The 19,879-nt window shown below is 36.7% G+C and carries 20 protein-coding genes; 9 read left to right on the top strand and 11 right to left on the bottom strand.

Annotation, left to right across the window (positions count from 1 at the left end):
* Nucleotides 1–27: 27 nt before the first annotated feature.
* Together ggt and ACU1LP_RS05080 are read right to left on the bottom strand one after the other, a co-directional pair.
* Nucleotides 28–1,722: a gamma-glutamyltransferase gene (gene ggt, locus ACU1LP_RS05085; protein WP_445735738.1), complete on the bottom strand. Its 1,695-nt coding sequence runs from the start codon at nt 1,720–1,722 to the stop codon at nt 28–30.
* Nucleotides 1,723–1,813: 91 nt separating this feature from the next.
* On the bottom strand, nt 1,814–2,413 hold the full coding sequence (locus tag ACU1LP_RS05080) for an acyl carrier protein phosphodiesterase (protein WP_445732725.1): 600 nt from the start codon (nt 2,411–2,413) through the stop codon (nt 1,814–1,816).
* Between the two features lie 170 nt (nt 2,414–2,583).
* On the opposite strand from ACU1LP_RS05080, the gene glmM reads away from it, so the two are divergent.
* From glmM to ACU1LP_RS05055, 5 genes are all read left to right on the top strand, one after another.
* Nucleotides 2,584–3,972, top strand: coding sequence for a phosphoglucosamine mutase (glmM, locus tag ACU1LP_RS05075; RefSeq protein WP_445735737.1), 1,389 nt, complete (start codon nt 2,584–2,586; stop codon nt 3,970–3,972).
* Nucleotides 3,973–4,294: 322 nt separating this feature from the next.
* Nucleotides 4,295–4,588, top strand: a complete 294-nt coding sequence (locus ACU1LP_RS05070; protein ID WP_445735736.1) for a type II toxin-antitoxin system HigB family toxin — start codon at nt 4,295–4,297, stop codon at nt 4,586–4,588.
* A 1-nt stretch (nt 4,589) separates the two neighbouring features.
* On the top strand, nt 4,590–4,946 hold the full coding sequence (locus ACU1LP_RS05065; protein ID WP_445732722.1) for a helix-turn-helix domain-containing protein: 357 nt from the start codon (nt 4,590–4,592) through the stop codon (nt 4,944–4,946).
* 170 nt (nt 4,947–5,116) lie between these two features.
* Entirely contained in the window at nt 5,117–5,437 is a 321-nt protein-coding gene (locus ACU1LP_RS05060) for a hypothetical protein (RefSeq protein WP_445735735.1), read from the top strand.
* 219 nt (nt 5,438–5,656) lie between these two features.
* A complete protein-coding gene (locus ACU1LP_RS05055) occupies nt 5,657–6,676 on the top strand; it encodes a ThuA domain-containing protein (RefSeq protein WP_445735734.1) in 1,020 nt (339 codons plus the stop codon).
* Nucleotides 6,677–7,074: 398 nt separating this feature from the next.
* Here ACU1LP_RS05055 and ACU1LP_RS05050 read toward each other — a convergent pair whose 3' ends face one another.
* The 5 genes from ACU1LP_RS05050 to rlmD all read right to left on the bottom strand — a co-directional run bounded on the left by ACU1LP_RS05050 (nt 7,075) and on the right by rlmD (nt 12,201).
* The gene (locus ACU1LP_RS05050) at nt 7,075–8,112 is read right to left on the bottom strand and encodes an agmatine deiminase family protein (RefSeq protein ID WP_445735733.1); all 1,038 of its coding nucleotides are present in this window, start codon (nt 8,110–8,112) and stop codon (nt 7,075–7,077) included.
* Nucleotides 8,113–8,295: 183 nt separating this feature from the next.
* Nucleotides 8,296–9,183 (bottom strand): carbon-nitrogen hydrolase, encoded by an 888-nt coding sequence (locus ACU1LP_RS05045; protein WP_445735732.1) that lies wholly within the window; start codon nt 9,181–9,183, stop codon nt 8,296–8,298.
* 329 nt (nt 9,184–9,512) lie between these two features.
* Nucleotides 9,513–10,241 carry a DUF6048 family protein gene (locus tag ACU1LP_RS05040; RefSeq protein WP_445733705.1) on the bottom strand — a complete coding sequence of 243 codons (729 nt, stop codon included), beginning with the start codon at nt 10,239–10,241 and terminating at the stop codon, nt 9,513–9,515.
* Nucleotides 10,207–10,749, bottom strand: coding sequence for a DUF6452 family protein (locus ACU1LP_RS05035; RefSeq protein WP_445733704.1), 543 nt, complete (start codon nt 10,747–10,749; stop codon nt 10,207–10,209). Before ACU1LP_RS05035 ends, ACU1LP_RS05040 begins: the two co-directional genes overlap by 35 nt.
* Before the next feature lie 42 nt (nt 10,750–10,791).
* Nucleotides 10,792–12,201 carry a 23S rRNA (uracil(1939)-C(5))-methyltransferase RlmD gene (rlmD, locus tag ACU1LP_RS05030; protein WP_445733703.1) on the bottom strand — a complete coding sequence of 470 codons (1,410 nt, stop codon included), beginning with the start codon at nt 12,199–12,201 and terminating at the stop codon, nt 10,792–10,794.
* Nucleotides 12,202–12,702: 501 nt separating this feature from the next.
* On the opposite strand from rlmD, the gene rocD reads away from it, so the two are divergent.
* Nucleotides 12,703–13,947, top strand: a complete 1,245-nt coding sequence (rocD, locus tag ACU1LP_RS05025) for an ornithine--oxo-acid transaminase (RefSeq protein WP_445733702.1) — start codon at nt 12,703–12,705, stop codon at nt 13,945–13,947.
* A gap of 224 nt (nt 13,948–14,171) precedes the next feature.
* On the opposite strand, the gene ACU1LP_RS05020 is transcribed toward rocD, so the two are convergent.
* From ACU1LP_RS05020 to ACU1LP_RS05010, 3 genes are all read right to left on the bottom strand, one after another.
* A complete protein-coding gene (locus ACU1LP_RS05020) occupies nt 14,172–14,498 on the bottom strand; it encodes a CCC motif membrane protein (RefSeq protein WP_445733701.1) in 327 nt (108 codons plus the stop codon).
* Nucleotides 14,499–14,509: 11 nt separating this feature from the next.
* The gene (locus ACU1LP_RS05015) at nt 14,510–14,791 is read right to left on the bottom strand and encodes a DUF2752 domain-containing protein (RefSeq protein ID WP_445733700.1); all 282 of its coding nucleotides are present in this window, start codon (nt 14,789–14,791) and stop codon (nt 14,510–14,512) included.
* A gap of 63 nt (nt 14,792–14,854) precedes the next feature.
* Nucleotides 14,855–16,618 (bottom strand): T9SS type A sorting domain-containing protein, encoded by a 1,764-nt coding sequence (locus ACU1LP_RS05010; protein ID WP_445733699.1) that lies wholly within the window; start codon nt 16,616–16,618, stop codon nt 14,855–14,857.
* A 333-nt stretch (nt 16,619–16,951) separates the two neighbouring features.
* Here ACU1LP_RS05010 and ACU1LP_RS05005 point away from each other — a divergent pair, with 333 nt between their 5' ends.
* Nucleotides 16,952–17,155, top strand: coding sequence for a hypothetical protein (locus tag ACU1LP_RS05005; RefSeq protein WP_445732941.1), 204 nt, complete (start codon nt 16,952–16,954; stop codon nt 17,153–17,155).
* Complete coding sequence (locus ACU1LP_RS05000; RefSeq protein ID WP_445732940.1) at nt 17,145–17,708, top strand: Smr/MutS family protein; 564 nt, start codon at nt 17,145–17,147, stop codon at nt 17,706–17,708. The genes ACU1LP_RS05005 and ACU1LP_RS05000 overlap by 11 nt, the downstream gene beginning before the upstream one ends.
* On the opposite strand, the gene ACU1LP_RS04995 is transcribed toward ACU1LP_RS05000, so the two are convergent.
* Nucleotides 17,705–18,628 carry a hypothetical protein gene (locus tag ACU1LP_RS04995; RefSeq protein ID WP_445733698.1) on the bottom strand — a complete coding sequence of 308 codons (924 nt, stop codon included), beginning with the start codon at nt 18,626–18,628 and terminating at the stop codon, nt 17,705–17,707. The genes ACU1LP_RS05000 and ACU1LP_RS04995 overlap by 4 nt on opposite strands.
* Before the next feature lie 101 nt (nt 18,629–18,729).
* Between ACU1LP_RS04995 and ACU1LP_RS04990 the strand changes: the two genes are divergently transcribed.
* On the top strand, nt 18,730–19,872 hold the full coding sequence (locus tag ACU1LP_RS04990; protein ID WP_445733697.1) for a cysteine desulfurase family protein: 1,143 nt from the start codon (nt 18,730–18,732) through the stop codon (nt 19,870–19,872).
* The last annotated feature ends 7 nt before the right edge of the window (nt 19,873–19,879 follow it).

The following is a 19,879-nucleotide window of genomic DNA, read 5'->3' as shown; positions in this document are numbered from 1 at the left end:
TACTAATGGCTTAATCAAATAAAAAAGTTAAAAACCGACAGCCGTATCATCCCCTCGATAATCGGCACCACCTTCTAACGATTCGTCCTTTAAAACCAGTATTCCATCGACCTTACCAATAACAGGCGACTCTTTTTCGTTGATAACATATCCTAATTTTCTAAGTTGGTTGATGGTATTGATATCGAATCCCTTTACCTCCATTTGTATCTCATCGGGTAACCATTGGTGATGAAACCGAGGGGCATCCACAGCTTCTTGCATGGTCATGTTAAATTCGTGCACATTTAAAATAGTTTGAAGCACCGAGGTAATGATGGTGGAGCCTCCAGGTGTGCCAACAGACATTAATAACTTCCCGTTTTTTTCCACAATGGTCGGGGTCATGGAGCTTAGCATGCGTTTTTGTGGTGCAATACTATTGGCTTCTCCACCAGTGACCCCAAACATATTGGGCACTCCGGGTTTGCTGCTAAAATCGTCCATTTCATTGTTCAGAAAAAAACCAAGATCAGAACAGTAAAGTTTAGAGCCATAAGCACCGTTTATGGTGGTGGTTGCCGAAATTGCATTTCCAAATTGATCGATAATAGAGTAATGGGTAGTTTCATCGCTTTCAACAATTTGAATGGTTCCGTGGGCGATATCGTTGGAAGACGTGGGCTTTTCAAAAGAAAAACCATCCATTCTTTTTGTTAGATACGATTTGCTCAATAAGGTTTCCACCGGGATATCCACAAAATCAGGGTCGCCCAAAAAATAACTTCTATCGGCATAAGCACGTCTTTCCGCTTCTGTTATCACTTGAATGCTTTTTACCGAATTATGCCCAAATGTATGCAAGTCATAAGGTTCAATCATTTTCATGATCTGTCCTAAAGAAACCCCGCCGCTTGAAGGAGGCGACATGGAAATAATCTTTAAATCGTCGTATTGAAAAACAATGGGAGTACGCCATTTCGCTTCGTATTTTGCCAAATCATCTTCGGTGATAATGCCTCCATTGTCTTGAATAAATTTAGCCAATGTTCTGGCGGTTTCACCTTTGTAAAATCCGTCTTTACCATGCTCTAAAAGCCTTTCCAAAGTTTTAGCCAAAGCAGGATATTTAATGGTATCGTTTTCTTTCCAAAGTTTATCGAATATGATGGAGTCTTTGTTTACTTTCCGAAAAAAAGGCTGGTAATGCTTAATGCGGCTTTCTTGTTTTTTGGTAACCACAACGCCTTTGTAGGCAAGTTCTATAATAGGTTTTAGAATGTCTTCAATGGGTAAAGATCCCAATTTTTCGTGCACCGCAAACACCCCGGCAACCGTTCCGGGCACGCCAATGGCCATGGCCCCTAAGGTGCTTTTTCCGGGAATCACGTTTCCGTTGCCATCCAAAAACATATTTTTTGTAGCTGATAAAGGGGCTTTTTCCCGGTAATCAATAGCACCAATCTCGCCATTGGCTTTTCGGTACACCATAAAACCGCCACCACCTAAATTACCAGCATAGGGAAATGAAACCGCCAAAGCCAACTCGGTAGCAGCCATGGCATCAAAAGCATTGCCTCCTTTTTTTAGAATGTCGCTGCCAATTTTTGAGGCTTCCTCGCGTGCCGACACCACCATGGCTTTTTGGGTCATTAAACCGCGTGCTTTTACATTGGTTTTTTGGTTTGTTTTGCAACCAATGAGTAAAAAAAAGAATAGCGTTATTTTAACAAGGTGTTTCATATGTAGATAATATTTGTTTTTTTAATGGCCATATGGAATCGCTTTATCTTCATCGGTGTTTGCTTGCGCAAACTTGTTGTTAATGGCGATTTCATAGGTTTTTATTGATCAGTTCGTTCAGTTTTTGTTTTGAAAACGCAATCAGTTCATCAAAAAAGGAGAAAAACTCACTTTCAAATTCGGTATAAAATTTTTGCAATTCAATAACAGCTTCATCCATTCCGGATTGATTATTGGTGCGCCTGTCCATACCTGCCAATACTCTCGAAATCCCTTCAATGGAAGCGTAACCCAACAGCCAATTATCGGTCAGCATATAAGGCATCATTTTCTGGATCCGTAAAGGTAATAGTTCGTAATGGGTTTCCAACGAACCATAGAAAGTTTCAACATAGGCCTTTAAGGGCACATTGCTGTACTTATGCCAGTTTTTTGCTAAAAAATGGTCATAAAGAATATCGACAATAATGCCCGAATAATGCCCGTATTTTTCATGCAATCGTTTGGTGCTCAGTCTCACGGTTTCGTGGGCATCGGTAAATGTATCAATATTCCTGTGCAATAATATACCTATTTGAATCTCGTTCGGATATTTTTTATACGATTTACCTTTAATACCATCGGCCATAAAATTCCCTATAGTTACCAAATGGTTATCGCCTGAAAGATAGATGTGCGCTAAATAATTCATTTGCGAAATTTACGAATTCCGATTTAAGATTTCCGCTTTTGAAATCGCAATTAATAATTAGTTTGCAAAATTGACCACTAGAAAAGATAAAGTGATACCATATGACCCATAAAAAACAATAAAAAATACATATGAAATACTATATTTGTTTTTTAATTTGAAAAAACACTATGACATTAATAAAATCGATTTCAGGAATAAGAGGCACCATAGGCGGAAAAGTAGGCGACAATTTAACACCTATTGATGCGGTAAAATTTGCAGCGGCTTATGGCGTTTGGGTAAAACAGCAACGCGAAAAGGACAGTTATAAAGTAGTGGTTGGGAGAGACGCACGTATTTCGGGCGAAATGATCCAGAAACTGGTAATGAACACCTTGGTAGGTTTGGGAATCCATGTAGTGGATTTGGGTTTGTCAACCACTCCAACCGTTGAAATGGCGGTGCCTATGGAACATGCCGATGGCGGAATCATTTTAACGGCGAGCCACAACCCTAAACAATGGAATGCCTTGAAACTATTAAATGCTCAAGGGGAATTTTTGGATGAAATTGAAGGCGCAAAAATTTTGGAAATAGCCGAAAGTGACAACATGGATTTTGCCGATGTGGATAGTTTGGGGAAAATAACAAAAAACAAAGCCTATATAGATTTACATATTATTGAGGTGTTGGATTTACCATTGGTAACCGTAAACGCTATTGAAGATGCTCGATTTAAAGTAGTTGTTGATGGAGTAAACTCCACGGGAGGCATTGCAATTCCGCTACTTTTAGAACGCTTGGGCGTGGATGTTATAAAGCTGTATTGTGAACCTAACGGGCAATTTCCGCACAACCCAGAACCACTTAAGGAACATTTAACAGATTTATCAGCACGCGTAGTTAAAGAACGTGCCGATTTTGGTATCGTGGTGGACCCCGATGTAGATAGATTAGCGTTTGTGGACGAAAACGGCGATATGTTCGGTGAAGAATATACCTTGGTGGCGTGTGCCGATTATGTATTGAGCAGAACCCCCGGAAATACCGTTAGCAACATGAGTTCTACAAGAGCTTTAAGGGATGTTACTGAAAAACATGGTGGTACTTACGAAGCCAGTGCTGTTGGCGAAGTGAACGTTGTTAAATTAATGAAAAAAAACAAGGTGGTAATTGGTGGCGAAGGCAATGGGGGTATCATTTATCCGGAATCGCATTATGGTCGGGATGCCTTGGTTGGTATTGCGCTTTTTTTGAGCCTGTTGGCAGATAAAAACATGAGTGTGAGCCAACTTCGAAAAACCTATCCGAATTACTTTATGAGCAAAAAGAAGATAGAGCTAACCCCCGGACTGGATGTAGGTGGCATTTTAAAAGCGATGGAAAACCGTTATCAAAATGAGCAATTGACTACTATTGACGGTGTTAAAATTGATTTTCCTGAAAGTTGGGCACACCTTAGAAAAAGTAATACCGAACCTATTATTCGCATTTATACGGAAGCAAAATCCCAAACAGAAGCGGATGCGTTAGCGGATAAGTTTATTGAGGAGATAGTCGTGATCGCGGGGTTATGATGCAAAGCTTATTAAGGCATTGCGACCCCCTAAAACGACCATGATCTATACGCATGCAAGTGAGACCAGTACCGGAAAATAAAAAATCCTTTTTGATAGTTTGTGAAATAATATTAAGTTTGGATAGGATATGAAAAATTTTACATATCGAAGTAAAAAATAAACACAATAAAACGTACCCAAACTTGGGCATAGCCACCCAAAACAGAGCGGAATACTGAACAAAGTTGCGTATATAAACAAGTTGCCCATAATGCTGAAAAAACATTACGAGTTATCATTTTGGTAACTTTTGTTGTATATTTGCGACAAATAATTTAATGTGAAAATATTTTCGAGAGGAACATTACCGGATTTTTGGGAAAAACACGGCGACTGCGAACTTCAATTGAAAACGTGGTATCGTGAAACCGAAAAATCAAATTGGTCATCTATAAACGACCTTAAATCAGAATATCCAAGCGCAAGTATTTTAAAAGATAATCGAATTGTCTTTAATATTAAAGGCAACGATTATCGACTGATTGTTAAATTCAATTTTGAGTATCAACTTGCGTGGATACGTTTTATCGGAACTCACGCTGAATATGATAAGGTTAACGCAAACGAAATTTAGGATGAAAATTAAACCGATTAGAAACGAAACGGATTACCAAAATGCACTTGAGCGTTTAGAGTTAATCTTTGATGCCAAAAAAGGAACTGATGAAGGCGACGAATTGGAAATCCTTGCAATCGTTATTGACAACTACGAAAACGAGAGTTTTCCAATTGGAATGCCAGACCCAATTTCAGCCATTAATTTTAGAATGGAACAAATGGGCTTGAAACAAAAAGACTTGGTCGAGATGATTGGATTTAAAAGTAGAGTGAGCGAAATAATGAATAAAAAGCGCAAACTGACTTTAGAAATGATTAGAAATTTAAACACCAAATTACATATTCCGACTGAAGTTTTGATACAAGATTATTGAGCAACATTGCGGAAAGCACTATGGGCAACACCGTATATAAGCATAGTGCGAGTCGTTGCTAACACAAAGGTTCGGGCATTTTTGCGAGGTCGCCATCCCGATAGCTATCGGGATTAAATTTGGCTAATCGGGAAAAGAAAGATAATTAGAAAAATTTAAAAATTCGGCTTGTGCCTATCCGAAACGAAACTGCTCATTTTCTGCACTACGTTTCATATACACTTGACGATACTTGTTATCTATTGGGTTTTTCTAAAATTGAATATGCTATTTACACGCTTATACTTCTAAACTCGAAAAAAACAAAACAGTTTTTGGAATCCATAACTTTTTCGGATGCTAAAAGAGTATTTGCAAAAGACGTTTTGATGCGAATAGATATTTTCAATTTAGCAAAAAACACAAACCAAAAAGAATTACAAGCGGAATTAGAAAAGCTGAACATAAAATACAGTTTAGACTTGACTTTAAATCAAAGGACAATTTCATAACAAAATTAAAACCAATTGATGATTTACATATGGAATTATTAAACTAAACGCAGTAAGCACAGGGCAAAGCCAAAAAAATGAAAAAAGCTTTGGTGGACGAGAGTTACAGAGAATTATTGCTCAATGTTTAAAAGCCTTTTCCTTGCGCAATTTGTTTTTTATATGAATCCATTTGATTAAGTATTGTATATTTATTTCAAAATTTATAAGAGGTTATCTATGTTACAATTTCAAAAGCTTAAGTCCAGCTACGTTATTATCACCATGGTTTTATTAATGGGTTGTGCAACAGCTCAAAAACCAACCCAAAAACTAAAAGCGTTAATAATTGATGGTGAAAACAGCCATGGCGTATGGCCAAAAACTACCATGATGCTAAAAGATTATTTGGAACAAACAGGTATGTTTGAAGTAGATGTTGACCGAACCTTTTACACGTGGCAAGGACCGCATTACAACAAAATGTCTGGGATTGATGATATAAAAGAGTTGTTAACCTTATACCCAATTAAGTCTGAAAAACAACATATTGCAGTTGATAAATCTACTCCCGACCCCAATTATAGTCCTAATTTTGAAAAATACGATGTAGTCATTTCAAACTTTGGGTGGAAGGCATCCAATTGGCCAGAGGCTACAAAAACAAATTTTGAAAATTATATGAAAAACGGTGGCGGATTCGTAGTGGTGCATGCAGCCGATAATTCTTGGGGTAATTGGGAAGCATTTAATAAAATGATTGGTATAGGTGGTTGGGATGATAGAACGGAAAAAAGTGGCCCTTATTTATATTATGATGACAACTTAGTTTTGCAAAAAGATAGGAGTGAAGGAAACGGGGGTTCGCATGGACCGCAACATGAATTTGTTTTAGATACCAGAGCACCTGAGCATCCTATCATGAAAGGACTTCCTGCATCGTGGATGCACGCCAAGGACGAGTTGTATGAACGCTTACGTGGACCTGCTGAGAATGTAACTGTATTGGCAACTGGATATTCTGATGTTGGTGATAAAGCCACAAAACGCCATGAACCTTTATTGATGACCATTGATTATGGAAAGGGCAGAACCTTCCATTCTACATTAGGGCACATGGATTATTCTATGGAATGCGTTGGGTTTATTACCACGTTTCAAAGAGGTGCCGAATGGGCAGCAACTGGTAAAGTAACCCAAAAAGTACCAAGTGATTTTCCAACGTCAGATGTTGTGAGTATAAGAAAATGGGGGGAATAAAATTTATCCATTTCAAATTCACTACTAAATAATGCGAATCAAGTGTTGAAAAGATTAAAACCCATTACGATTTATAAGACAATATTAGGGGCGTTAGCCCTAAATCGTCGTAGATACAAACGTTAATTAAATATAAAGGGGCGTAGCCCTGTTATCTTCATAAAACAACAAGATAATGAAAAAAATCACATAGCCCTGAAATTCAATGAACATGGCAAACTCGTACATAATTATTTTATCAAAGATGTCAGGGCTAAAGCCCCTAATTCATCATCATGGCTCATTTTGCTACTACTAATACTACAGGGCTAACGCCCCTAAGTCAAGTGCGTACTCCAATTTTCATTGACTGAATAGTTACAATATTCTAACTCTTGATTCGCATAAATAAGTAAACTTTATTCAGGAATTTGCTGACTCAAACAATGCAATGTCCCAAAACCCCAAATAAAATCGGTGGCAGCAATCCCGATAATGTCTCTGTCAGGGAAACAATCGGTTAGTATATTTAATGCAATGCGGTCGTTCACATCGTTAAAAGTTGGAACCAAAACCGTTTTATTCAAAATCAAGAAATTGGCATAACTAGCAGGAAGTCGTAACCCACCAAAATCCAAACGTTTAGGCATAGGTAGAGTTACTATTTTTGGCTGTTTTCCGTTTTCTAAAGTAGCGGCTTGTAAGCGTTTGAGATTTTCTTGAAGAGGTTTGTAATTTTTATCTTTTGGATCCGATTCTACCACAGCAACTATGGTATCGTTATTTACAAAGCGTGCCAAATCATCAATATGCCCGTGGGTATCATCACCTTCAATACCATTTCCAAGCCAAATCACATTAGTAACACCTAAATAAGTTTTAAAAACAGCTTCATAATCTTTTTTTGTAAAGCCTTCGTTTCTAACCTGAATATCTGGATGCAATAAACACTCTTCCGAAGTAATTAACGTGCCTTTTCCGTTAACGTCAATTGCACCACCTTCTAAAATAACGGGTTTGTTTTTATAAAAAGCTTGTTCTAACGGAATGTTTAAAAAGTCCGCCACTTTACCAGGAACGTGTTGGTCTAATTTATAATTGCCATATTTTGCCCAACCGTTAAAATTGAAATCCATGGCTTTTCTGGAAGTGCCATTTTTTACGATGATGGGACCCGAGTCGCGCATCCAACTGCGATTGGTTTTGTGGATGATGAACGAGACACGACTTAATGGGACATGGCCTTGTTCCAACATGTCTATCACTTTGGTTTTTAGTTTTTCATCTGCAACAACCAAAAAAACGTCTTCAACAGAAGCTATTTTTTTAATAAACTCAACAAACGCATATCGAATGGCTTCGTATTTCCCGGGCCAGTCGTTACCGTTATGGGGAAAACACAATAAAATACCTTGTTGTTTTTCCCATTCCGCAGGAAATATCCAGTTGTTTTTCATTACTATTCTTTTAGATATGAGTTGGTTTTGCTTTGGGTTTAATTTTTTTTTGACACAGATTTCACGGATTTTCACGGATCTAATATTTTTCTTTTAAAAAATAATCTCGAAACAAAAAATCTGTGTAAATCCGGGAAATCCGTGACTTATTTTACAAATCCTATAACAAATAATTTGAAATTTCTAATCAATGGCTCTTTTGGTAATATCTCCATAAGTATCAATGCGTCTATCACGTAAAAATGGCCAGTTTTGGCGAACGTTTTCTTGTAAACTTAAATCGACTTCGGCAATTAAAATTTCTTCTTTATCTACTGAAGCTTGCGCTAAAATTTCTCCTTGTGGTCCCGCAATGAATGATGAACCCCAAAACTCAATACCATTGGTGTCTGGCAGGTATTTTTCCAATCCGATTCTATTGGCAGCCGCAACATAAATGCCATTTGCCACGGCATGTCCTCGCATCACATTCATCCAAGCACCTTGTTGGTTTTCGCCATGTTGTGCTTTTTCTTGTGGATGCCAACCAATAGCGGTAGGGTAAAACAAGACTTCTGCACCTTGTAGCGCTGTTAATCGTGCAGCTTCTGGGTACCACTGGTCCCAACAAATTAACGTGCCGATATTTCCTTTTTTGGTAGGGAAAGATTTAAAACCGATATCGCCCGGCGTGAAATAAAATTTTTCATAAAAATGCGGGTCGTCTGGAATGTGCATTTTCCTGTACAAACCGGCTTCTGTACCATCAGTATCAATAATATATGCACTATTATGATAAACGCCTGCCATTCTTTTTTCGAAAAAAGGCACAATAATAACCACGCCCAATTCTTTTGCCAAGGCACTAAAAGCGGTGAAAGATGTGCTATAAAGAGGTTCCGCGTAAGCGAAATTATCAACATCTTCACTTTGGCAAAAATAATGACTGCTATATAATTCGGGCAATGAGATCACTTCCGCCCCTTTTTGAGCAGCATCTTTAACCCATTTTAAACATTTTTTGAGATTATTTTCAGGGGTATTATTCAAGTTTAATTGAATAACGGCTATGTTGTAAGTGTTTTTAGGCATTACTATTTTTTCAAAATTTAATACAAAGATATAATTTTAAAAAGACTTTCAACTTGTTGGGGATTTGAATGAAATTTGATTCTCGATACAAATTTTACTCATTTTCAATCGTAAAATTCACTACCATTGACAAGTCTTTTAAATGTTTGATTTTCAAGTATTTAAATATCACTCAAATTTTAAAAATACCCCTAAAGTCCCCTCAAGGGGACAATCCATATTTTCAAATTTTCATTTTCATTTTCAAATTAATTGTCAACAATATCGCTTGATAAATTTTTTTATCTTTTGCCTCGAATTGACACATTTTATTGAGAATGAACTAGGAACTATTTATCTTTCTTATAAAGCGGAATACGATACGAAAGCGTGTAACCATATCCAACACCGATACCGCTACTGTCATAGGTTTTATTAAATCCAGGGATGTAAACATTTCCAAAATTATCTGGTTGGGTTTCGCTTGCCGATATTTTAAGCTGTACGTTTAAACCCAGATATAGGTTGTTGAACAATTCTGCTTTAACACCAAGAATAAGTTCTGCCCAAATAGCCGTTAAACCGTTAAATTCCTTTAAATCGGAAGACGTAAGCTGTGGCGACCAATATTGGTCTGTGGTATAAATGGTATAGCTGTTTAGTTTTTGGTTAAACGTACTGGCACCAATACGGAATCCGGCATAAATCATGTTGTCCATATCCAGCCAGTTTTGGTACATATTAAAATCTATTCCGGCTTTTAGGTAACTTCCGCTCGTGGTAATATTCAAATAATCGTTGGTGGTATTTTTTTCCTCAAAGCCTAATTCACCTGCTATGTACAATCGTTTTTTTAATCGATAATCTGCCGAAACTTCAAAACCTGAATACTCATCATCAGCAAAAGAGCGTATCAATTTTCCAATATCGCCACCAACACGCAGGCCATATTTTTCTTTTATTTTCATGGAATCTTTTGCCGTTTTTGCAATACTATCGTTTTGGGAATTTACAGTCACACAAAACAAAAACAAAAATATAAGATTAATGGAATATGTTATAATGTGTTTCTGATTCATCTTCTACAGATTGATTATCGTTTAGTGATTGTCTTGATTTTATCCAGTTGTCGGTATCGGGTACTATGGTAAACGTTACGTTTCTATAGATGGTTTTATATCCGCAAGCACGAGACACATATATTTCCTCTCTACTATAATTAATGGTGATTTTATCGGTATTGCCATCATAATAATCATCACTGGTATCATCTGGTGTTCCATTATCGTTTATAAAAGCATCTTTTATAAAGGCGAATTGGGTAGTATTGGCATCCGTTTTTAAAGGCAGCACTATTTTTGTGGCAGATATAATACCGTTGGTCAATGTCTTATCATTACCAATACCGCCAATCACTAATTTAGTTATCGCTTTTGAGTTTGTAGGATTTTCAGCATCATAAGCTTCAATAATTAAACTTGGTGTGGTTGGCGTGCTTTCCGGACAAATATCGTCACTTTCACAACTAATGGATATGCCAATGCCGATGATGGTAAAGAGAATAAAAAGTAAACTTGATTTTTTCAATGAGTTTATGAGTTTATGGGTTGATATGTTTATGTTAATCAGTTAGCGTTTTTCCAAAAGTACCACATTCTCAACATGAAAAGTTTGTGGAAACATATCTACCGCTTGCGTTTTTGTTACTTTATACATCACGTCCATAAGTTCTAAATCCCTTGCTTGGGTGGCACTGTTGCAACTAACATAAACCACTTTTTTAGGAGCGATATTCAGTATTTGTTGCACCACATCTTTATGCATGCCATCACGAGGTGGATCGGTAATAATAACGTCTGGGTGTCCGTGCGCCGTAATAAATGCATCATTAAAAACATGCTTCATGTCGCCTACAAAGAATTCAACGTTATTTATACCATTTAATTGTGCATTTTCCTTGGCAGCAGAAATAGCATCAGGAACTGCTTCAACGCCAACCACTTTTTTAGCTTGTTTAGCAACAAACTGCGCAATGGTGCCGGTGCCTGTATATAAATCGTAAACCAGTTCGTTACCAGTTAAACCTGCAAAATCCCGTGTTATTTTATAGAGTTCAAAAGCTTGTTCTGAGTTTGTTTGATAAAACGACTTGGCATTTATTTTGAATTTCAAACCTTCCATTTCCTCAAAAATATGGTCAGTTCCTTTGTAGCAGATGACGTCTTGGTCGTAAATAGTATCGTTTGCTTTTCCGTTGATGATGTATTGTAAAGACGTTATCTGCGGAAATGTTTCAGCAAGAAAATCCAATAATAAGACTCGTTTTGCTTTATCTTCCTTAAAAAATTGGATTGCCACCATCACATCGCCCGTACTTGATGTACGAATCATGATGGTTCGCAACAAACCTGTTTGATTTCTAGTGTTGAAGAATTCAAAATCATGATCGAGAGCAAATTGCTTCACCGCATTTCGAATAGCGTTGGATGGATCTGCCTGTAAATGACATTTTTTAATATCGAGAATTTTATCCCACATCCCCGGAATATGGAACCCTAAGGCATTTCTATCGCCAAAATCGTTATTGGATTCTACTTCTTCTTGTGTTAACCAACGGCTATCACTAAAAGAAAACTCCATTTTGTTTCTATAGAAATATTGATTTGAAGCCCCTAAAATAGGAGTGATTTCGGGCAATTCTATATGACCTATACGGGTTAAGTTGTTGGTGACTTCTTTTTGCTTGTAAAACAATTGATGTTCATAGCCCATGTCTTGCCATTTACAGCCACCACAAACTCCAAAATGTTGGCATTCAGGTGTGGTACGCTTATCGGATAATTTATGAAAAACCGTGGCTTTTCCCTCGTAATAAGCTTTACGTGCTTTAAAGGTTTGCACATCTACCACATCGCCAGGTACCGCATTGGGTATAAAAATAACTTTTCCATCTGGTGCTTTGGCAATGGTTTTTCCTTTGGCGCCGGCATCTAAAACTTCAACGTTGGTAAACGCTTGCTTTTTGGTTCTTTTTGACATGCTGCAAAAGTAATGAAACGAATTACGATTTACGATTTTTGATTGACGATTTTTGATTAACGAATCATTATTGTCCGACTAAAGATTATAGACCGCTTCGCTGTTAGAATAAAGAAAATAGACTTGATTCTAAATAATTGAAAAACAATACAAAACACATTGTTGATTTTTTAATCAACGTAATTATTCTTTTTTCAAAAAAACAAGGTGTCTTAGTATAAAACCCTGTAAAGTCAATGAAACCAATACGATAAGTCATCACAAAACATTTTAACCGGACAATATTGTTAACGAATGGCAACTTCAAATACACCAACAAATAAACTCATAAACCGATAAACTCATAAACCCATATAACATTTAAGAAAATTTGCTAACTTGCGCCTCTATCCGGGGATGATTTCTCTCCCACGCTGCTTTTTCGCCCCTATAGCTATCGGGATTTCGAAAGAATAAAGGTACAGAAGGAATGGTTATTTTATCAATTTAAATAAAATTAAAATGGCTGTTTTAGAACAATTAACACCACAACAAACAATTGAATTAGAGAACAAGTATGGCGCACATAACTACCACCCACTTCCTGTAGTATTAAACAGGGGAGAAGGGGTTTATGTGTGGGATGTAGAAGGTAAGCAATACTATGATTTTTTATCGGCGTATTCTGCCGTAAATCAAGGGCATTGCCATCCAAAAATAGTTAATGCCATGGTGCAACAAGCACAAACGTTAACTTTAACGTCAAGAGCTTTTTTCAATGATGTATTAGGAACTTACGAAAAATTTGCCTGCGAGTTTTTTGGTTTCGACAAACTACTTCCTATGAATACGGGTGCTGAAGCAGTAGAAACGGCGCTTAAATTATGCAGAAAATGGGCTTATGAAGTAAAAGGCATTGATGAAAATGAAGCTGAAATTATAGTTTGTGAAAATAATTTCCATGGGCGTACCACTACGATTATTTCATTTTCCAACGACCCTGTGGCGCGTAAAAATTTTGGACCCTTTACTAAAGGATTCATTAAAATTGAGTATGATAATTTAGATGCTTTAGAAACCGTTTTAAAAAATAATCCGAATGTCTCTGGGTTTTTAGTAGAGCCTATACAAGGGGAAGCTGGTGTGTATGTGCCACAAGAAGGCTATTTAGCTAAAGCAAAAGCATTATGTGAAAAGCACAACGTTTTGTTTATTGCAGACGAAGTACAAACAGGCATTGCACGCACCGGAAAGCTTTTGGCGGTAGACCATGAACATGTAAAACCGGATATTTTGGTTTTGGGAAAAGCCATTAGTGGGGGCGTGTATCCCGTTTCGGCAGTTTTGGCAAACAATAAAATTATGAATGTCATCAAGCCCGGTAACCACGGAAGTACTTTTGGAGGAAACCCAGTGGCAGCTGCGGTAGCTATTGCTGCTTTAAAAGTGGTTAGAGACGAACAACTTGCTGAAAATGCAGAAACATTGGGTAATTTATTCAGAAGTGAATTAAACAATTATATTGAAACGAGCAATATCGTTAGTTTGGTTAGAGGAAAAGGTTTGCTAAATGCTATTGTAATTAATGATACCGAAGAAAGTGATACGGCATGGAACATCTGTTTGGCATTGCGCGACCATGGATTGTTGGCTAAACCCACACACGGAAACATCATTCGTTTTGCCCCACCTTTGGTAATGACTGAAGAGCAATTACTGGATTGTTTAAGCATTATTGTTAAAACGCTTAAACAGTTTGAAAAGTAGTATTTCGAATCATTAAATTTTGGCACACGAAAAAAAATCAATTACGACAAATCATTAAAATAAGTACCTCAATAATTCCTCCCCTTTTTTAAGGGGAGGTGCCGATGGGCGGAAGGGTTTAGAGTAATTATTTCAACAATACGAGATATTGTAATGTATTAAATGAAAGTTCAAATTTAAAACAACAAAAAAGCGACCAATTGGTCGCTTTTTTTATAAAGTTCTTATTTGTTTTGCCATTGCTCCATCATTTGTCTGGACTGTTCCATAATAGCATCCCAACCAACGGTATAAATTTGGTAAATGGTCATAATTAGATATATAACGTTAATAATAAGAATTACCAAGGCAACCGTTTTAGCGGTATTCATTGCTTTTACGCTTGATGCTTCGTAGTTTTCCGGGTTCGCTTTAACGGCATTCATTTTGCTGTTCGCCATTAAAAAAGCAATACCGGCTAAAATAAATCCTAGACCACCGAAGCAGCAACATAATAAACCCAAGATAGCCAAAACGTAAACGAGTGTGGGATTCAGTTTTTGTGTTTCCATATAAAATTTGGTTAGTTGATTTTCTTGATTATAAAACTAATAATAATTATTGCAACCGTTGCAATGGCCAATAGATTTATAATTTTATTTGAATGTTTAAATTTGAAAAAAAGATTTGTAATAATCAACAAGGTCAATGGGATTATGGTATAAATAGCAGGATACATATAAAAAGCCGAAGCAAATTCGCCATGCAGCAACATGGAGAACGACCGCTGCAAACCACAGCCCATACACTCAAAACCAAAAAGTTTTTTGTTTAAGCATGGTAACATGTAATCGTCTAACCGCATTTTCTAATTCTGATTTTTCCAAATTTATAAAATTTATGGCTGTGTGGGGAATTTTTTTAAATCTTATTTTTTATTGGATATACTGATTTTCTTAATGAAAACTTGTTGGGTGACTAAACTTAAAGTAGCAATGTAAATACCATCACTTAACGATTTTGTAGAATAAGCGTACACTTTTTCATTAGAAGATATATTACGTTGTAAAACAAGTTTACCTGTAACATCATGCAATTGTAACGACTTAATTACCAAGGCATTTGAATTGCCTATAGTTACTTCTGATGCGTTATTGTTTTGAAAAACTTGGATGCCTTCAAACACATTTGCCTCAACATCTAAAGTGGTGTTTTTGAAGGTGATCTCAAAACGTTTTGTGTAATTTCCAGTTGCCAAATTAATATTGAAATCCTGTGTTTTTAAATCTACATAAGTATTCAATTCAACATCATGCAAGTAAATAGCGGGAACGGTTTCAAAATTTTGAATATCAAATATTCTCACTCTAATAGGCATTTTTTGGGACACTTTTATGGTAATAGGGATTGTTGAATTTTCATCAAAAGGTAAAGCTTCGGCAAGAAAAGCGTCCGGGTTATTGGACCAAAAAGCATCCGATTTTAAAATATCATCAGCATTTATTTTTGATTCCATGCCATAATCAAATCCAATGGTGGCTATAGCGTGAAAAGTTTCAACCAATTGTCTGGTGTACGTGTTGTTGAAATCGACATTGATCCTAAAACGTTTATAATCACTGGGAACTACTGAAAAACCAATGCTTGATTGGTTAATTTTAGATTTTTCCTTGGAGTTCGACGATTTAAAAAACTCACTGTCAGCAGCTGTTTCTTTTACATAGACCCGGTGGCTATTTTTTGCTTTTACAGTTCCTGTTGCCGTGCCTTCTACCATAAAACCTTGAGCTATGGGAATATATCTTCTTGCGGTTTTTGATCCCGTTCCGGTATTGCTAACATTAATAGATCCGTCGCCGTTAAAGGTATTGAATACGGCAGGAACAAATGTCTCAACACCAGCGGCATCGATAGTATAAGTTGCATATCCGCCCTCATAATCCCGTAAGTAGTGCGAATCAATTGCAGGGTTTTGTTCCCAATAATAGAGTGTTCCAGTTATAACCGAGGCATTTTGTGAATCGTGAATGTAAGCAGCGGCATCCATTGCTGAAGGATAGGGATTTCCTACCAACGATAGTTTATTGTTTAAAACGCTAACGCCTATAGTTCCCGTGTTTGGTTTTCCTCTAAAATCATAGCGTTGCGCATCGCCAGAGCCTATGGTTCCTTTCATGGTAAAGCCTTCCCCGGGGTTTATGGCAGTGTTGCCTTCCACATGTATCCAATCGAAATAATCAGTCCCTGCTATATATTTCCAAATCCAATAAGGCTCAATGTTTAATGGGCTTGAAGTTCCATTAAAATTAGAATTATGGTTAAAACTTGCTGGAGTTGAAGTAGTTGGTCCTGTTGCTTCGTTCAAAAAAGAAATTCCAAAAGGATTATTTACCGAATTGTTGGTTTTGCTGCCAATAGGTGAACACCAATAATTATATTCATATTCCCCAACATTACCTTCTTGATACACGCTTAATTCCCCAATTCCTGAGTTTCCTGTTGTGCCAGTCCCTTGAATAATTTGGGCTTCATTTCGCAAATAAATTCTACTGTCTGCTTCATTCAAATTAATGGCGTCTTTTACAAACACAATTTGATCTTTTACAAACACATACGTGTTGTTCCTTACAGAAAGTTGTCCGTAAGAAAATCCATAAATGAACAGAACACTAATTGAAAATCTATTGAGCATGATTTATTTGAGAGCATAACAATTTACGGGACTAATATATGAAATATTTTCAATGAAATGTATTTTAACGTTAAAATATTACATTTAAACGTATAAAATTTATTAATTAATGTGAATAACAGATAAGAAAATTAAGATTGAATTTTTCTTTTTCCCCTCCCTAAAAGGTGGAAAAATTCCTGAAATGTAGAAAATGTATCACCTTTTAGGGTTGGGGAAGGGGCATTTTCGGCTCAATAGGGTTATCCATTATTCACGTTAATTAGTTTTGAAATACATTCAAAAACTCTAAATTTTATAGTAATTTTATGGTTTTAAATGATGTTTTTATTTATGAAATATTTAAACTATCTTTTTATAGTACTTGGAGCTGTTGTAGCCATATATGCTAAAACCGGAACGGAACAAAACGAGTATGTTTTAATAGGTGGGATTGTGCTGTTGATGGTGGGGATTTACAGAATTTCCAGAAGCATTCCCAGTAGAACGGACGAAGATACTTTTGATAATAACCAAAATGAAAACAATGACTTTTAAAGTAGGCGATGCCGTTTTGGTGTTGGATGAAGCCATGTCTGGCACTGTAAAGAAGACAAAAGGCGCTACCATTACCATTGAAACAAGTGATGGGTTTTTACTTGATTTTGAAAGCCATGAATTGGTTAAAAAGGCATCAAAGAACGCCATTAAAAATGAATTTTTATCGCATTCAGATGTAAAGGCCGCCATCAACGATAAAGAACGATCAGCCAAAAGAAAACAGCCAAAAACCCGCGCTAAAGACCGTTATGAACCGACTATGGAAGTGGATTTGCATATCAATCAATTGGTAAAATCGGCAAAGGGAATGAGCAACCATGAGATGCTAACGCTTCAATTGGATACGGCAAAACGCCAGTTGGAATTTGCCATTTCAAAACGCATACAAAAAATGGTATTCATTCACGGCGTTGGCGAAGGGGTTCTTAAAATAGAACTGGAATATTTATTGGGACGCTATGGCAACATTAAATTCTACGATGCCAATTACCAAAAGTATGGTGTAGGCGCCACCGAGGTTTACATTTACCAAAACCCAGTTGAAAATTAGTTAAAAGGAGGCGTTTTTTTTCTGCTTTTATTTTCTGTGGGGATGATGCTATCGTCTAAAACACCAAAATCAAAAACATCCAGCGATATAATTTCCAAATCGAAATTTGAAACCGTTAATGTAACCACATAGGTTTTGTAAATGGTGTGTTCTCTATATTTTGTTGCAGCCATTTTGGTGGATACTGCAGGGTTTAAATAATCTGCAATGCCATTTAAGCTGGTATCATTAGCAGGGTTTTGGTCTTGGGTGTCGTTTTCTTCATCACGGGTTAATACATTATCGCCATCATCATCTGGATCTAAATAATCGGGAATACCGTCTCCATCGGTGTCTTGGGCATCGCTTAAATTGCCATCGTTATTGGGGTCTGGTTTTTCATTTTTGGTCAGCACATTATCGCCATCGTCGTCTTCATCCAAATAATTTGGTATGCCATCACCATCGGTATCATCATCCTCAAAATTCCCGTTCCCATTCAGGTCTTCCAAAGCTTTCGGAATTCCATCGTTATCATCTTCGGTCAGTACGGTTTGAATGGACACATTTCCACTGGTGCTTTTAATATCCTTGGTAATTTTAACTTCAGAGAGCGGTATGTCATTACAGAACAAATCGACAGGCAGGGTGGCATTACTGTAGGTTATGTAATGAAATGCATTGGTTGCGCTTAGTTGAAAATTGGCTTTGTAAGTATTCTCAGCACCAACGGCAATAATATCACTAATTTTTAAGTCCGCTATCTTAATTGATAAAGACTCCGATGGATCATTTTTTGTTTTATAAAAAACCAAACCAGTGGTACCACAGGCTTTGAAGGTATTGTCGAAATTAAATTCCACGGTAATGATATCCCCATCATCACAGGTGTAAAAACTGAATAAGCACATACTAAAAACAACAAAAAATAACTTACGCATCAGGTCTGGGTTTTAAGGCAAAAATAAACGAATTGTTAATTATAACGTAGCTTATTAATAATAATTTTATTCTAAGTATTTTTGTAAACTAAAATTTTGACATGCCAAACGTATATTTTGACAATGCTGCAACTACCCAAATTAGGGACGAAGTAATAACTACTATGGTAGAGGTTATGAAAACCAACTACGGTAATGCCTCGTCTTCGCATAGTTTTGGTAGGTCGTCTAAAAGTTTAATTGAAAAATCGAGAAAAGCGGTTGCTGGGTATTTAAATGTTTCGGCAAGTGAAATTATATTTACTTCAGGAGGTACCGAAGCTGATAATTTAATTTTATTAAGTGCCGTTAGAGATTTAAAAATAACGCATATTATTACATCTAAAATTGAACACCACGCGGTGTTGCATACCATATACCAACTGGTTAAAGATTATAAAATAACCGTCAGTTTTGTTGATTTAACACCAGATGGGGATATTGATTATGGGCATTTGGAAACACTTTTAAAAAGTGGGACCAAAACCTTGGTAAGTTTAATGCACATCAATAATGAAATTGGCACTATTTTGAATTTGAAGTATGTAGCGGCATTATGCAAAACCTACAATGCTTTGTTCCATAGCGATACCGTACAATCTGTGGGGCATTATAAAATGGATTTACAAGACATCCCAGTTGATTTTTTAACAGCAGCAGCGCATAAATTCCATGGGCCCAAAGGGGTGGGTTTTGCTTTTATAAGAAAGAATTCGCGTTTAAAGCCATTAATTTTTGGAGGCGAGCAGGAGCGAGGCCTTCGGGCAGGAACCGAAAGCGTCCATAATATTGTGGGTATTGAAGTCGCTCTAAAAAGTGCTTACGACCATTTAGAAAAAGAAACGGACTATATAAAAGGTATAAAACACTATTTTATTGATAAAATTAAAACAGAAATACCGAATGCCACGTTTAATGGACACTCTGCTGATTTGGAAAAAAGCACCTATACCTTGGTAAATGTATGCTTGCCCATACCACCAAAAAAAGCAGCCATGTTGTTGTTTCAATTGGATTTAAAAGGCATTGCCTGTTCCAAAGGAAGTGCTTGCCAAAGTGGAAGTTCACAGAATTCCCATGTGTTGAATGAAATTTTAAGTGCTGAGGATTTGCAAAAACCTTCCATCCGATTTTCGTTCAGTATTTATAATACCAAGGAAGAAGTGGATTATGTGGTTGGGGTTTTAAAGGAATTTGTGGGATAATTTGGAA

It is taken from the genome of Mariniflexile sp., from assembly GCF_052728615.1.
Note: the sequence above shows the minus strand (reverse complement) of the source record. Positions and strands in the feature narration are given on the sequence as shown.

Coding starts and splice junctions, on each gene's coding strand:
- ACU1LP_RS05055 (WP_445735734.1), top strand. CDS start 5,657: ATGTTACAATTTCAAAAGCTTAAGTCCAGCTACGTTATTATCACCATG.
- ACU1LP_RS05065 (WP_445732722.1), top strand. CDS start 4,590: ATGAAAATTAAACCGATTAGAAACGAAACGGATTACCAAAATGCACTT.
- rocD (WP_445733702.1), top strand. CDS start 12,703: ATGGCTGTTTTAGAACAATTAACACCACAACAAACAATTGAATTAGAG.
- ACU1LP_RS04995 (WP_445733698.1), bottom strand. CDS start 18,628: ATGCGTAAGTTATTTTTTGTTGTTTTTAGTATGTGCTTATTCAGTTTT.
- ACU1LP_RS05020 (WP_445733701.1), bottom strand. CDS start 14,498: ATGGAAACACAAAAACTGAATCCCACACTCGTTTACGTTTTGGCTATC.
- ACU1LP_RS05005 (WP_445732941.1), top strand. CDS start 16,952: ATGAAATATTTAAACTATCTTTTTATAGTACTTGGAGCTGTTGTAGCC.
- ACU1LP_RS05045 (WP_445735732.1), bottom strand. CDS start 9,183: ATGCCTAAAAACACTTACAACATAGCCGTTATTCAATTAAACTTGAAT.
- ACU1LP_RS04990 (WP_445733697.1), top strand. CDS start 18,730: ATGCCAAACGTATATTTTGACAATGCTGCAACTACCCAAATTAGGGAC.
- ACU1LP_RS05010 (WP_445733699.1), bottom strand. CDS start 16,618: ATGCTCAATAGATTTTCAATTAGTGTTCTGTTCATTTATGGATTTTCT.
- ACU1LP_RS05040 (WP_445733705.1), bottom strand. CDS start 10,241: ATGAATCAGAAACACATTATAACATATTCCATTAATCTTATATTTTTG.
- ACU1LP_RS05080 (WP_445732725.1), bottom strand. CDS start 2,413: ATGAATTATTTAGCGCACATCTATCTTTCAGGCGATAACCATTTGGTA.
- glmM (WP_445735737.1), top strand. CDS start 2,584: ATGACATTAATAAAATCGATTTCAGGAATAAGAGGCACCATAGGCGGA.
- ACU1LP_RS05000 (WP_445732940.1), top strand. CDS start 17,145: ATGACTTTTAAAGTAGGCGATGCCGTTTTGGTGTTGGATGAAGCCATG.
- ACU1LP_RS05015 (WP_445733700.1), bottom strand. CDS start 14,791: ATGCGGTTAGACGATTACATGTTACCATGCTTAAACAAAAAACTTTTT.
- ggt (WP_445735738.1), bottom strand. CDS start 1,722: ATGAAACACCTTGTTAAAATAACGCTATTCTTTTTTTTACTCATTGGT.
- rlmD (WP_445733703.1), bottom strand. CDS start 12,201: ATGTCAAAAAGAACCAAAAAGCAAGCGTTTACCAACGTTGAAGTTTTA.
- ACU1LP_RS05050 (WP_445735733.1), bottom strand. CDS start 8,112: ATGAAAAACAACTGGATATTTCCTGCGGAATGGGAAAAACAACAAGGT.